This is a genomic window from Lentibacter algarum (assembly GCF_040580765.1).
In the GTDB taxonomy this organism is placed as follows: Bacteria; Pseudomonadota; Alphaproteobacteria; order Rhodobacterales; family Rhodobacteraceae; genus Lentibacter; species Lentibacter algarum.
Genome location: NZ_CP158687.1, coordinates 2269964 through 2284254, shown reverse-complemented (window position 1 = coordinate 2284254; position 14291 = coordinate 2269964). Strand labels below are relative to the sequence as shown.

The window sequence follows — 14291 nt, the reverse complement described above, 5'->3', positions numbered from 1 at the left end:
CTAGTTAAAACGCCTAAGCTGCAGTGTCGACCGCGTTTGAGCGCTGTGCGTTCTGGACCCAGTGTTCTACAGCGTCTGCTGCTCCATAGCCCAAGCCTGCGACGCCAAGGAAGTTGATTTCAAAAAGGGCGTTGTCAACGACATCTGACCAATGCCCACCTGAAGCAACAACCAAGCTGCGCAACTCATGTACAGGATCGCCTGCATTTGAAACACGCGCGATGATACTTTGGAATTCATCTTGATCAGACATGTGACTTACTCCTTTCTTCAGACAGCACTAATTTAGAAACGCAGCGACTCTGTGCAAGTGCTAGTGGATTTGATCATAGAGTGAGGCAATAACCTTTTTATGACAGGCTACTGGTCATAAAAAAGGCCAAGCATCCTGTTGGATAGCCCAGCCTAAAGCACTTGATAATATCGACAGGAAAGTTGGGGTAACTCATGAATGGGGTCTCAATAGTATACTTATTCTATACTTTACAACCCGATATGGAATTATGTTAAGACTTATTTCACTAACAACAAACCAACACATGGAGACGAAACCTGTTATGAGTTCACTTCTTAAGAATATCGCAAAAATGCAGATCATGCTTGCCGATATGGAAGCTGAGTTTGGGATCAGAGATATCGGAGCTATCGAGAAGTCTGTTCTGAGCTCTGTCGCTGATTTAGCCGGTGACGCACATCTGGTAAGCACAAAGGACATTTTGCAGCACCCTTTGAACAACGTTTACTCTCGCCCCTCGCTGTTTCGGGCGCTGAAAAATCTTGAGAGCTTGGGCAAAATTGCTAAAGGTGGCAAGAAGCGCGGCCTATACACTCTCGTAGGCTAAAGCGCATAAACGCAGAGCAGGGCGCAATATATTTGAAAGAGCATATTCAGAACTTTCTGATCGTGAGCGTTGCTTACATTACGGCGTATTCACTCGTGCTCGGCTTTGTTTCTCCGCTCCAGCAGATGCTTTTGAATAACGTCATTCTAGAGGTAAGTTTATTGTTCTTGCCTCATGGCATAAGGGTGCTGTCTTTTTGGTTTTTTGGGTGGAGGGCAGCTATTTATATGTTGCCCGCAGCATATTTGATGATGGTGGTGAGTGCCCAGGCAGGCATTACTCTGGACCTATGGTCGCCGTTGGGTAACATCTTGGCATGCTTGTTAGGCTTTTTGTTTGCGAAAGCAGCATTTCCTGATCTTGCCACGAAACGTGGGATTCCGAATTGGAAATACTTTGGCATAATAGCTTTGTTTAGTTCATTGTTTAATAGCGTTGGGATGACTGCGCTGCATGCGCACGAGTTAAACCTCTCAATTGCTTCCGGTTACGTTATTGGTGACATGGCTGGTTTCTTCGTCTGCTTTCTCATTCTGATGTATGGGTTCAGATTTGCCAGACTGCTGACCACAGTCAACGATGCCTAGGTGCTTATAAGGGTCAAATTATTCCTGACCTCTGTAATCCATCCCAACACAAACACAGCAAATCTGCCCTACAAAAAGTCAGCACTGAGGGGCGTGAGACAGCAATGTTCAGGTCAAACACGCTGTTTGAACTTACGGTGTTAACACGGCGTTTATTTGCAAATACCCAAACACTCCTGTTGCAAACAGCGTGTTTGACTAAAAACTCAAACATGGCGTTTCCAAACAGCGTGTTTGGCTTATTATTCAATAAAATCAATGCCCCAATTTTTACCGCTGAGTGTATAGAGCAGCCAAGGTCAGCCGTAATCCGTCGCTGGGCATGCTAAATCACGCGACTAGATCCGCTTGAACCACCCAATGAACGTATGACTGAGCTTTGCGTCACAACCAAATCACCCGCCAGTCACGGATCATTCCGGCCCAAACACAGCAAATCCGCTCATTGCAAAGTGAGCACTGTTCATTGGGCAAGCTGTGCGAACGCAATTCAAACACAGTGTTTCGATTTACTGCGTCAAACATACATGTTGCAAACACTGTGTTTGCCATTTTTGCCAAACATACTAAATCCAAACACAGTGTTTGCCTTATTACACATTAATATCAATAGCTTAATTTTTTGTGGTATGAGGGTTTGAGTAGCATAGTACCTCACGCGACTGCTTGATCTCAGCCATGAACCTCACTCAGCGCCAATTCCAGCAGTCCAATCAAAGCCTGCACATACGCAACATCACCCAGGGGGTCTTCACATATGGCCTTGAGCTTGGCCACTTTGATGTGGCGATACGCTTCTTCCAACAGTTGATGTTTGGTTTTGAACTCCAATAGCTTTTTTTGGAAGGCTGGATAGCGGGACGCAATGCGCCACAGATACTGCTCATCAACCTCACACTCAAACAACACCGACACGGGTAAGGGCTGCTTGTGTATAAAGGTCAGCACATCAGTTTCTAATTCCAAGACACGCACTGGCTCATCTAGTGCGTGGTCTTGCATGATGTGCATGTTGTAACGGCTCTCACGCCCCAATTGCGCATAGAGCAACTGTTTAAGTTTGTTCAGCTTGGCGATCTCGGGCTTAGTGTCTGGGGGTAGGGGGGCAGCGCTACCAGCTAGCTCAGCAACAAGTGGGCTTAGGTATGTTGTAATGTCGTTCAAGCATGGCTCCGTAAGTTTGAACAGTCGGGATAAAATCGCCGTTTATACCCAATTATACTGCTCAGTTTGGGTTGGATTCAATTCTAACGGGATCTGAGGCTGTGCAATATGTTGTAATACTGACCGCGCTAAGCTGGGTGCAATGCAGGTGTTGAGCCCTTAGCGTGAGCGCAATAGCCATTAACTGCGCAGTTTTGCCTGAGCTGAACCTCACAGCTCAAAACCTCATAGAACATACATTAGATGAGATTATTGCTTAAGTCATTGTAAAATATGGACTTCATCTAAGGCGTCTTTCCGGTAGGAAGACCAATACCTCAGACTTTATACTCAAAGCACACAAAAGCTTATGTTTTGAGGGGATCAGCACATGCGCCAAGCACAGACATTGAACGAGGCGCAGCTGCGCAGGGTTATACAGTATTGCCGCAGCAGGCGTCATCCTGTGCGTGATGAGACGATCATACTCACCAGCTTCTACGCAGGGCTGAGGGCCAAGGAGATCGCAGCGCTCACAGTTGGCAATGTGTTTGATGAAGCAGGCAACGTGCGTGAGCAGTTCATACTGAGCGCAGCACAGAGCAAAGGCGGGCATACACGCACTGTGTATCTCAACCAGCGCTTGCGGAAGGCACTTGGAGACTATGGCGCGATTAAATACTTGGGCGATCCTCAGCGCCCGCTGTTTGAGAGCCAAAAGGGTGGGCACTTCTCAGCCAACACCATGTGTCAGCTGTTCTTGGACATTTACAAAGCTGTGGGTCTCAAGGATGCTTCAAGCCATTCGGGAAGACGCACTTACATCACGAGGTTGGCCAACAAAGGCGTGGGGGTGCGCTTGTTAGCAGAGCTGGCGGGGCATAGTCACATAAGCACTACCCAGAGATATATCGATGTGAATTCTGAGCAGCTTAGCGAGGCTGTGGAGCTGCTGTAGGCGCTTTCGGCCCTTAGCAGACCTTCGTAGACTGCGCAGCGGATGGCAGCTAGGAGCCCATTTTGACCGATGCTGCCTCAAGGACAAACGACTGTTTTGATAGAATTGTGATCAGACGGTTGTCCCAACGCGTTGCACCCGAAACAGAACCAAAGAAGTCGCCGAGCCACGCGGATCAAAAGGCATATGGCCTAAATGACACGGCTTTATCCCCAAAGCCCAAATCCATGGTTGCTGAGCTGGATTGAACTGATTAGTTTAGTTTTTGAACTCGGGAACCAAGCCCAGTCATCTGTTGCGGTATGAAAGGGTCAAAATGAAACGGTTGAAGCTGGTGGTGCAAGGTATTGCGACCGCTTTTGTCTTGGCGTTGCCACATCAAAGCGAAGCGCAGACATCCATTGTGAAAATTGAAACCGTTGAAGCCTCGGGGTCTGGTCTCAGCCGTACTTTCTTCGGCCATGTCGTCGCACGGGAAACCGTGGATTTGGCCTTTCAGGTTTCGGGGCAAATCATTGATTTCCCGGTGGATGAAGGCGCTGATGTGCCCAAAGGCGGTTTGGTTGCCAGCCTTGATCTTGTCCCGTTCGAGCTGGCCCTGGAAGAGGCCCGCCTTAATAGCGATCAGGCCAATCGCACATTGGACCGGTATCGCCAACTGGAAGGCAGCGCCGTGAGCCAGACCGCAGTTCAGGACGCCGAAACGCAAGTCGAACTAGCCAGCGTTGCGATGCGCAATGCTGAACGCGCGCTGGAACAAGCCACCTTGCACGCGCCTTTCGAGGCACTGGTCGCTTCACGTCTGGTGCCGAATTTTTCAACCACGAGCGCCGGAATGCCGGTTGTGCGGTTGCATGACATGTCCGATCTGCGGATCGAAATCGAAGTGCCCGAGACCTTGTTTCAACAAGCGGGCCGCGACCCAAACATCGAGATTTACGCCGAGTTTACGGGTAATCCGAACCGGTACCCCCTCGCGGTAAAGGAAGTGAACGCAGAAACGGCTGCGGTCGGCCAAACCTATTCAATCACGCTTGGCATGGCGCCAAAGAATGATTTGACCGTCTGGCCCGGATCGTCAGTCAAGGTCACGGCTAGCTTGTTCGCCGACGATGCCCCGATACTCGTTCCGGCGTCCGCGATTGTCATCGGCAATGACGGTAGCACCAGCGTTATGGTGTTCATTCCGACGGGCGGCATCGAGGGCACAGTCACACATACGCCCGTTGAGATTGCTGCCACCGAGAGTGGTGAGGTCGAAATCCTGTCCGGACTAGAGGTCGGGCAAGAGATTGTCGCCGTTGGCGCATCTACACTTGTCGATGGCCAAGACGTACGCCGTTTCACCGGTTTCGGGGGCTAAGGGCCGATCATGGATGTTGCTCGTTTCTCTATTGTTAATCCGATCTACACTTGGATCGTAATCCTGATGTGTCTGTTGGGTGGCATCTGGGGGTTCTCATCGCTCGGGCGGCTCGAAGACCCTGCGTTTACGATCAAAGTGGCTATTGTTGTCACACAATATCCCGGCGCCTCTGCAGAAGAAGTCGCGACGGAAGTGTCCGAGCCTATTGAATCAGCCATTCAAAAGATGGGTGAGGTCAAGCTGATCGAAACCATGAACCAACCGGCGCTGTCGTGGATCACCGTGGAGATGGAAGATCATTACGACGGCAGCGAGCTGCCAAGTATTTGGACAAAACTTCGCAATCGGGTCAGTGAGGCCGCGTTACCAAGCGGGGCAACCGCGCCCTATGTCAATGACAGTTTCGGCGATGTTTATGGACTCTACTATGCGATCACCGCGCCCGGCTTCAGTGATCGTGAAATCAATAATCTGGCTGATTTCTTACGGCGAGAGGTGCTCTCGGTTGAGGGCGTCGCCGATGCGGTGATTTCCGGCGCACCAAACGAACGCATCTATGTTGAGCCCGATCTGGCGCTGTCCACATCGCTAGGCATTCCGCCTGCCATGATGCAGGCCGCGCTGGCCAACGCCGATGAAATTGTCGAAGGCGGGTCTATTCAGGACGCCGAAGGCCGCACACTTATTCAACGCCCTGACGGGTCTGACAGTGTTTCAGCCATTGCGGCGCTTTCCGTTGGTGTTGGCGGGCAGATCGTGAACCTGTCAGATTTCGCAGATGTTTACCGTGGACGCGAAGACAACCCCGATCTGATTCTCCGCCACAATGGAGTTGAAGCGTTCAGTCTTGGCGTTGCGGGCCTTTCGACAGAAAACATCGTCGAAGTTGGCCATGCCGTCGACGCAAGACTGGAACTGCTAAAACAATCCATCCCCGTCGGTATTACGATCGAACCCATCTACCAACAACACGTCGTCGTCGAGGAAGCCTCGAACTCCTTTCTTGTGAACCTCGCCATGTCGGTAGCCATCGTGATCATCGTGCTCGCCGTTTTCATGGGTTGGCGGGCGGCTGTGGTTGTCGGGGTAACACTATTACTCACCGTCGTCGGCACTTTGTTCTTCATGGCGCTTGGCTCCATTGAAATGGAACGCATCTCGCTTGGCGCGTTGATCATCGCGATGGGGATGCTGGTGGATAACGCCATCGTCGTCGCAGAAGGCATGCAGATCAATATGCAGCGCGGCCAGACATCCCGTGAAGCCTCGACCGAGGCAGCCAGCAAGACGCAAATCCCACTTCTCGGGGCCACGGTCATCGGCATCATGGCCTTTGCCGGGATCGGCCTGAGTCCCGATGCGACGGGCGAATTCCTGTTCTCTTTATTTGCCGTCATTGCCATTTCGCTGATGTCGTCGTGGGTTCTGGCAATCACCGTTACCCCGCTGCTGGGCCACTACTTTTTCCGCCAAGGTGAAAAGGGCGCGAGCGGCGGCTACGATGGTGCCATCTTCCGCGGCTATGCCAGTCTGCTGCGTGCCAGCCTCAAACTGCGCTGGCTGGTTCTTGTCGGACTTATCGGCACGACGGTGGTTTGTTATGCCATGTTTGGCCAAATCAAGCAGCAGTTCTTTCCTGACAGCAACACGCCGCTCTATTTCGTGAACTATAAACTGCCCCAAGGCGCCGGCATCGATCAGACGTCCAGCGACATGCAAACGCTGGAGAATTGGCTGGTTGAACGCGACGACGTGATCGCCGTGACGTCCTATTCCGGTATGGGCGCGTCGCGTTTCATGCTGACTTACGACAGCGAAGACCCCAACCCCAGCTATGGCCACCTGATCGTCCGCGTCACCACGCTGGACGTGATCCAGTCCGAAATGGACGAGCTGGAGGCCTTTGCAGTGGAAGCAGTTCCGCAGGGTGAATTCCGCGTCAAACGTCTGGCATTCGGCCCCGGTGGCGGTGCCCCGATCGAAGTGCGGTTTTCCGGCGCTGATCCGGCGGTCCTGCGTGATCTGGCGGACGAAGCCGTTGAGCGGCTGAGTGCCGCGTCCCCCAACATTATATCCCCCCGTTATGACTGGCGTGAAAAAGAACTGGTGCTGCGCCCGATCTATGCCGGAGACCGTGCTCAGGAGTCCGGCATTTCACGCTCCGACATCACCAGCATCTTGCAGTTCGCCACCGAAGGCACCGCGGCTGGCGTGTTTCGTGAGGGCGACCGCCAAATCCCGATCATTCTGCGCACCGCGCCGGATGCGGGCCTGTCGCTGATGGACCACGTCATCTATTCCGAAAGCAACGATACTTTGGTGCCGATGGCGCAGGCGATCGACGGGTTCAGGTTCGAGCCGCAGGATACGTTGGTATTTCGCCGTGACCGCGCGAATGTCATCACTGTTGGTGCCGATATCCCCCGCAACCTGACGGCAGCCGGAGTTCTGGCCGAAGTGCGCGCCACCATTGAAGATATGTCCATTCCGGATGGGTATACGATGGAATGGGGGGGCGAATACGAAAGCTCAACTGATGCGCAGGCCTCTCTCGGCTCCCAGCTCCCGATGAGCATTATCATTATGGTGCTCATCACCGTTCTTCTGTTCAACGCTCTGCGTCAGCCGCTTATCATCTGGCTATTGGTGCCAATGTCGGTCAACGGGGTTAGCCTTGCACTGTTGGGCACTGGTTTGCCATTCACCTTCACCGCGCTTCTTGGCCTCTTGTCGCTGTCCGGCATGTTGATCAAAAATGGGATCGTGCTGGTCGAAGAGATCGACCTCACACGAAAGGCCGACCCCGACATGCCACTGGAAGACGCCATTGTAACCGCTTCGACATCGCGCTTGCGGCCGGTGTTTCTTGCGGCGGCAACGACGATCCTCGGCATGTTGCCGCTTCTTTGGGATGCTTTTTTCCAGTCCATGGCCGCAACCATTATGGGCGGACTAGCCTTCGCATCCCTGCTGACGATGGTTGCCGCACCGGTGCTGTATTACGTGTTCTTTAAGCGATCAAAGGGGCCCGTAGACAATTCCGCAAAAATGGTTGCGTGAACGGGTCCGGTGGTTCAGAGCAAGCGGGAGTTTGCGTGGTCGGCGGCAGGTTTATGTTTCATTTCATGACCCGGCGGCATGAGCGGTGCCAACGGCGAAAGCCAGCTTTTGCGCACCGAACGGCCGGAAAAGACAAACTTGTAATCATGCAAGGGAGCCATCGTTTTTTTGTGGACTACAGATACGACAGCTGTGGCCTGTTCGCCGAAGGTGTTATTCCGAAAACGGCCATTGGCGTACCTGCAGCGAAAGAGCGCTTTGTCCCGCTTAGCAGCCATCGGTGCAACGCGCAGCGAACGGCTCCTTTCCGCCATTTGCGTTGATGCTTATCAGTCGTACTCACTTTAGCGATCTTCAAACTCATCCCGCGACAACTCATACCGCTTACCAGTCAGCATGTCCTTCTTGAGCCGTGGCGTCAGATGACTGTAGTGCCGCTCAATCATGCCGATTGATGTGCCCATCTGCACAGCGAGTGCGTGGATATCCATCCCGTCGTTGAGTAGGGCAAAGGTCGCATAGGTGTGGCGTAGACTGTAGAGCGTTCTGTTCTGCCCTGTACGCGGGCATGTAATCAGCCCTGTATCCGTAAGGAACTTACGGAACGTCTGGTGGATGTTTTTGGATACGGTTCCATCGGGCAATCTGAACACGGGCAGATCGACACGCTGCTTGAGCAGGTCTTCAAAGGGGATGTGGCTTATGTCTTCACTGCGTTCGTGTATGCGCTTAAGATAGTTAATCGTGCCACTGCGGCAGATGATGTCCCTGCGACCAGTCTTACCCGTCACGCTCATCTCCAAATACTGCAGATCCTTTTCCTCAAACAGCGTCACATGCTTCCAGCGTAGGTTCAGCGCCTCTGTGCCGTGCCGCATGCCTGTATTGGCCATTATCAACACATAGTCCCGCATAAGGTGGCGCATGTCTGTGGGTTTGCCTGCCTTGCCTGCATCGATCCAGCTGGGCAGCTTGGGGATGAGCGTGGCGTATTCTTCGCGGGTAAAGTCTGGACGTCGTTCGCTCTTCTCGCCGCGGTTTACCAGCAGTGGCACATTCTTATGCGCGATAAAGCCCCGCGCGACCGCTTCTTCAAACACACGGTTCATGGCTGAGTTATGGGTATTCAGCGTTGAGGCCTTAGGCTCACGCCCCATCTTAGCACGCCGCCACTCGTAGAACTGTTGCACCTTCTCATAATCAATGGTGGTCACATACTGTGCACCGAAGAAGGGGATGAGGTAGCGCTCAACACACACGATGTAATCAGCAAACACTTTACGCCCTAAACTCGCATCCAATTGCTTGCGCATGTCGGCAATGGCCAGCTTAGCAACATCAGAGAACTTCTTGGTCACAACAGGCAGATCGTTTTTGTGGCGGAACTTGTATTCCAAAAACGTGTCGCGGGCATATTCCTTGGCCTCAGCTAAGTCACGCTTGCCCGTGCTGATGCGGATGGTGTGCCCATCAATTACAAAGGCTGCCTGCCAGCGCTTGCTGCGCTCACGCCGATACACCCGCACCTCGCCGTCCAGTATCAGATGTGTATCATCACGCAGCTGCCGCATGTCATGCTCCTCACCACAACACTACGGCAGGGCGCACCAACAAGTCTACGAAAGTGTGTGTTTGAGGGTGTGAGAAAGCTTCGATCGTGCAATTTAGTCTCGGATTAAAACTCGCATCTTCAAGCTATTGTTATTTTATTGCACTTCAAAATAATAAAATGAACCAACAGGAAATTATGATGACGTTAACTCGCCGCTATCCGAGATTTGAAATCACTATAAATACTGATCACGGTAGCTTTACTCACATCAGCTCAGCCCCAAAGCAAGCTGATGCAGTCGAGCGCGTTGTTTGAGCCTATGAAGGCAAAAACCCTGTGGTCGCTAAAATTAAGCCTCTTGGCGTTATGCGAAGAGCTCCAAATCGGTAAAGTGGACGTGGGTGTGCGCTAAGGCTAAAAAAACCAGCGCCCTCAAAGGGTCAACGCTAAACTGGACATAAGCGGGCTGTTGATCTGTCCCTTGCTCAATCAAGCCTAGGCTAGGATAGCTGTGTTGGTGTGGGACACACATGAATTTCTTGAGGATAGGCTATATGTCTCGACTGACTTTTATCGCCGAAGCTCAAGCCACAATTATTGTTACTATTGCTTATGTTATTCTGTTTGTTGTGACTTTTGGAGCTTTGATGCCAATACAGGCGCAGTTTTTTGACTGGTTGCCCATGAGCATTAGTTTGTTGTTTTTGCCTCACGGGGTGCGTGTTCTTGCTGTCTATCTCTATGGATGGCGAGCAATACTTTATCTGCTTCCAGGACATCTTGTGACTTGGGGGTATCTGAGGGTGTTTCTTGAGAGTGAGCAGGGCATTTATTCAGCTCTCATATCTATTTGCGCAAGCTTTCTGGCGGTTTGCTTGGTGTTTCGCACCTGGTCTAGTCACAGCGATAGCCAACTTCGCTCCCATTGGCTGCTAATCATTATTGCAGGGGCGGTCGCTTCAATTGGCAATGGCTAAGGTCACGCTATCTGGTACGGATCCCAATTGGACGCAACATGGATCACCCTTATGCTTGGGTTCTTCATCGGAGACGTGTCTGGATTGTTCTTCTTGCTGATGTTGTTAATAGCGTTCAACAAAGCAATACGTCAGCATGGCGCAAAGTCTTCATAAGCAGTCGATGGCAGGCGCGGTACTTTACAGGACTTTAAACTCGCCTCTCTTCTTGCGGTCTGAATGTTTGAGTAATCCATGATCTAAAATGGCTTTTAGGCATCTGAAAAATGTTGGGCGCGATATTTGCCGCGTTAGCTGATGCTCTAAAATATCTCTCGTTTGAACAAGGCCGTCTTTGGATTTTGCGGCTTGAGCAGCAAGGTATATGCTTTTTTCGGGAGGAGAGAGTTTGTCGAGACCAATATCTTGTTCCATCTCGTCAAGCATCACGCGTAGGGAGACTATCTGGTCAATTATCATGGTTCTATAGTTCCAAATTTTGTTGGCACATCAAAAAAGAATTTAAAACACGCCAAAGTCATTACCAATTATGAGTACACACATATCATATTGAGATGTGATGATTGCGTCAAATCGTAGAAATACGGTTATGACGCTGCGGCCCAGTCGTTGCCTATGAATTGTTTCTCTGTGTCCCGAACCATGTTCGCCCAAAACTCTGCCAACACAGTGTTCGCAACACAGCATCAGCCTACACTGTGTTCAACACAGCGAATCCAGAGTAAAAATAGTCAGCAACACGGCAAAAAGTGTGTTTAAGGTGTGTTTTTGAATTACACAACTTAAGCGCGCATTGCGCTCGGCTAAGTCATTGTTTTTGTTGGTAAAAATGGTGCCCAGGGGCGGAATCGAACCACCGACACGAGGATTTTCAATGGAGGTGGTGTAATTTAGACATTTATTATCAATGGCTTGCGTGGCAATATTTTTGGTGTGCGTGCGAGTGTGTTTTTGGTGTCTTTTTGAGGGTAGGGCGGAAACGCTGTGTTGGACACGGTAGTCTTAAGAGTTTAATTCTAACACACTGTTCAACATTCAAAAAGACGCAAGCCTGGACACGGACTAAATGAAGTGGACGTTCACTCGGACTATTGTTTATGGCCGAAGTGCGGACGAAGCTGCCGTTCATAAGTGACCTCTCAAGGGCCGCTTCCAATTAGTCTTGCTGTCGTTATGCGCCCAAAGTTTTGGTGCTTCGTTGGCTTGGCGGCAGGCGCTTCGTATTGTTCACCGTCGGCAACGCGCTCTCAAGGATACAAATCCTCGCGCCGATCATTGAGGTGGGAGAGTGATTTGCGCACCTGCGAAAGGTGCTCCTTGGAAATATCCGCGAAGATCAACTCCTCGTTGCCCCCAGCGCGCGCCAAATCGATCCCGTTTGGCCCCGCGATGCAGGAAAGCCCGCAGTATTCAAACGTGCCCTCGACACCAACGCGGTTGGCATAAGCGACATAGATTTCGTTTTCCTCGGCGCGGGCAGGCACGACCCGTGTCGCGACCCCGATGTAGGGCAGCATATTCGCAGTGGGGACTAGAACAGCGTCCGCACCCGCCAGTGCATAGGCACGGACCAATTCGGGAAACTCGACATCATAGCAAATGGCAAGCCCGAAGGACCAATCGCCAAACTGCACCAGTGGGCAAAGGGTGTCAGCCGCACTAAACGCCGCGCGATCCACGTCGCCGAACAGATGCGCTTTGCGGCAAATCGAAAGCACGGCGCCTGTGGCGTCGATGAAGGCGGCAGCGTTGAACACCTGCTCGCCGTCCGCTTCAGGAAAACCGCAAAGCACGCCGATGTCATGACGTGCTGCCATAATTTTCAAGCCTTGCACCATTGCGCCATTTCGTGACTGTGCCAGTTGCTTAATTCGGTCTGCGCCAATGTTATATCCAGTGAGGGCCATTTCCGGGAAGATAATCAGATCCGCTCCGCCCGCCTTTGCATTGGCGCAGATCTGGTCGAACAATGCTGTGTTTTCCGCAATGCTGCGGTCAACGGAGTTCATTTGATAGATTGCTATGCGCATGATGTCCTCGGGGGTTGGGTTCGGTAGGGGCCTGTTGCTTCAAATGCGCAGGCCAGTGCTAACAGGGCGCTGTCAGAATACGCGCGCCCAGCAAAGGTGAGCCCGACTGGCATGTGGATGTCGTGCATCAGCCCCATTGGGACGGTGACGGTTGGAATGCCTAGATGGCGGATCGCGAGGTTGCCATTTGCGACCCATACACCGTTGCGCCACGCAAGGTCGGCAGAGACGGGGTTGATATCTGCGTCAGCAGGCGCGACGTCCGCAACAGCGGGGAAAATGACCGCATCAAGGCCGAGATCATCCATCCAATTCTCAAGGTCGATGCGCCGCGATTCTTCGAGCCCGCGCAAGCCGCTTGCCAGTGTCGGGATGTCTAAAAAGCTATCGCGTGGGTTGGCACGGGCAAGTGCGGGGTAGTCTGCGATATCATCCTCAAAACCCGTATAACGATCGGGTAAGCTCCCATCTGGCGACGGAAAGATTTTGGTCCCGTCAACTTCGGCCAAACATGGCAAGTTCGAATCGCCGTTGGTTTTCAGGAAATCGTCCCAAGCCCAGACCGAAAGATCGGTGATTTCGTGACGGAGGTAGTCTTTGGGGAGGATGCCACGCGTCCCGATAGTTGGCGCATTTTTCCGGTCGCCCTCATAGTTGGAAACCACTGGAAACTCGACTGTGACGACCTCGGCCCCCGCCTTTTCAAGAGCCTGACGAGCCACATTCCACAGCGTTATGATGGATGCGCGCGTTTCAATTTTTTGGCCCGTCGGACCTCCAATTCCAGTGGCCTTGGAGGTGCCTGCATCTGCGTCTTTGTTGATATACATTGCGGGCACGCCGAACCGTTTGCCGCGCAGGGAGGTGTCAGCCAAGGCGCGGTATGACGCAGGGCGGACTTGCGACGCGCACGGCAGGGTCACCCACGGCTGGGAGCGCCAAAAATCGCCACGTGGATCAGGGTCATCTTTGACCACAATATCCAAGACTTCCAACATGTCTGCCATGCAGCGCGTCTGCGGCACGACAACATCCATGGTGGGGACCAGCGGCCAGTTGCCGCGCACAGAAATCACCCCACGGCTGGGGGTATAGGCGCACAGTGCGTTGTTGGACGCGGGCGCACGACCACTTGACCACGTTTCCTCTCCCAAACCGAAGGCGGCAAAGCTGGCGGCCGTTGCGGTGCCAGACCCGTTCGACGACCCCGAGGCGAAGGCGGCTGTCAGATAGTCGGCGTTATACGGCGATTCCGCACGTCCATAGAGACCGCGTTGCATGCCGCCATTTGCCATGGGGGGCATATTGGTAAGCCCCAACATGATCGCGCCAGCCTTGCGCAATTGTGCAATCGCAAATGCGTCATCGGTTGAGATCAGGTTCGCAAAAGCAGGCGAACCGGCGGCGACCGTCAGCCCTTTTACCTTATAACTGTTCTTGGCGGTGTAGGGGATGCCATCGAGCAGCCCACGGATTTTGCCGCGTTTCCTGCGCACGTCAGACTCCTTGGCCTCGGTCATTGCTTCAGGGTTTAACACGGGTACGGCATTCAGACAGGGGCCGCTGCGGTCATATTTTTCAATACGGTCCAGGTATGCACTCACGAGACCGGCGCTGGTGATCTCACCGTTCTCAAGGGCGCTGCGAAGGTCTGCAATCGTGGCCTCAACGACGTTCATAATGCGCCACTAAGCGGCGCGATAAACAACGCGGTTTTCGAATTCCGCTGTTTGTATCGTTTGGAAAAGGTCAATCCTAATTATCCTCCGTCGAAGG

13 protein-coding genes are annotated in these 14291 nt (G+C 52.5%); 6 read left to right on the top strand and 7 right to left on the bottom strand.

All coding sequences use genetic code 11. The features are described 5' to 3' along the window. Positions 1 to 13: 13 nt before the first annotated feature. A complete protein-coding gene (locus tag DSM117340_RS11245; protein WP_354689621.1) occupies positions 14 to 253 on the bottom strand; it encodes a hypothetical protein in 240 nt (79 codons plus the stop codon). Positions 254 to 557: 304 nt separating this feature from the next. On the opposite strand from DSM117340_RS11245, the gene DSM117340_RS11240 reads away from it, so the two are divergent. Both DSM117340_RS11240 and DSM117340_RS11235 read left to right on the top strand, forming a co-directional pair. Further along, positions 558 to 842 (top strand): hypothetical protein, encoded by a 285-nt coding sequence (locus DSM117340_RS11240; RefSeq protein WP_354689620.1) that lies wholly within the window; start codon positions 558 to 560, stop codon positions 840 to 842. 32 nt (positions 843 to 874) lie between these two features. Next, positions 875 to 1429 carry a hypothetical protein gene (locus DSM117340_RS11235; RefSeq protein ID WP_282058687.1) on the top strand — a complete coding sequence of 185 codons (555 nt, stop codon included), beginning with the start codon at positions 875 to 877 and terminating at the stop codon, positions 1427 to 1429. Positions 1430 to 2101: 672 nt separating this feature from the next. Here DSM117340_RS11235 and DSM117340_RS11230 read toward each other — a convergent pair. Then, positions 2102 to 2593: a hypothetical protein gene (locus DSM117340_RS11230; protein ID WP_282058686.1), complete on the bottom strand. Its 492-nt coding sequence runs from the start codon at positions 2591 to 2593 to the stop codon at positions 2102 to 2104. Between the two features lie 370 nt (positions 2594 to 2963). On the opposite strand from DSM117340_RS11230, the gene DSM117340_RS11225 reads away from it, so the two are divergent. From DSM117340_RS11225 to DSM117340_RS11215, 3 genes are all read left to right on the top strand, one after another. Continuing rightward, complete coding sequence (locus tag DSM117340_RS11225) at positions 2964 to 3530, top strand: tyrosine-type recombinase/integrase (protein ID WP_282058703.1); 567 nt, start codon at positions 2964 to 2966, stop codon at positions 3528 to 3530. Between the two features lie 316 nt (positions 3531 to 3846). After that, on the top strand, positions 3847 to 4893 hold the full coding sequence (locus DSM117340_RS11220; RefSeq protein WP_038003978.1) for an efflux RND transporter periplasmic adaptor subunit: 1047 nt from the start codon (positions 3847 to 3849) through the stop codon (positions 4891 to 4893). 9 nt (positions 4894 to 4902) lie between these two features. After that, on the top strand, positions 4903 to 7956 hold the full coding sequence (locus DSM117340_RS11215; protein WP_048599815.1) for an efflux RND transporter permease subunit: 3054 nt from the start codon (positions 4903 to 4905) through the stop codon (positions 7954 to 7956). Positions 7957 to 7970: 14 nt separating this feature from the next. Here DSM117340_RS11215 and DSM117340_RS11210 read toward each other — a convergent pair whose 3' ends face one another. Next, complete coding sequence (locus tag DSM117340_RS11210; protein ID WP_354689619.1) at positions 7971 to 8270, bottom strand: hypothetical protein; 300 nt, start codon at positions 8268 to 8270, stop codon at positions 7971 to 7973. Between the two features lie 30 nt (positions 8271 to 8300). After that, positions 8301 to 9527 carry a tyrosine-type recombinase/integrase gene (locus tag DSM117340_RS11205; RefSeq protein ID WP_354689618.1) on the bottom strand — a complete coding sequence of 409 codons (1227 nt, stop codon included), beginning with the start codon at positions 9525 to 9527 and terminating at the stop codon, positions 8301 to 8303. 535 nt (positions 9528 to 10062) lie between these two features. Between DSM117340_RS11205 and DSM117340_RS11200 the strand changes: the two genes are divergently transcribed. After that, a complete protein-coding gene (locus tag DSM117340_RS11200) occupies positions 10063 to 10485 on the top strand; it encodes a hypothetical protein (protein WP_354689617.1) in 423 nt (140 codons plus the stop codon). Positions 10486 to 10665: 180 nt separating this feature from the next. On the opposite strand, the gene DSM117340_RS11195 is transcribed toward DSM117340_RS11200, so the two are convergent. From DSM117340_RS11195 to DSM117340_RS11185, 3 genes are all read right to left on the bottom strand, one after another. Then, the gene (locus DSM117340_RS11195) at positions 10666 to 10944 is read right to left on the bottom strand and encodes a hypothetical protein (protein ID WP_062220182.1); all 279 of its coding nucleotides are present in this window, start codon (positions 10942 to 10944) and stop codon (positions 10666 to 10668) included. Positions 10945 to 11732: 788 nt separating this feature from the next. After that, positions 11733 to 12515, bottom strand: a complete 783-nt coding sequence (locus DSM117340_RS11190; RefSeq protein ID WP_089894202.1) for a carbon-nitrogen hydrolase family protein — start codon at positions 12513 to 12515, stop codon at positions 11733 to 11735. Then, complete coding sequence (locus tag DSM117340_RS11185; RefSeq protein WP_089894199.1) at positions 12506 to 14194, bottom strand: amidase; 1689 nt, start codon at positions 14192 to 14194, stop codon at positions 12506 to 12508. The genes DSM117340_RS11190 and DSM117340_RS11185 overlap by 10 nt, the downstream gene beginning before the upstream one ends. Positions 14195 to 14291: the final 97 nt, after the last annotated feature.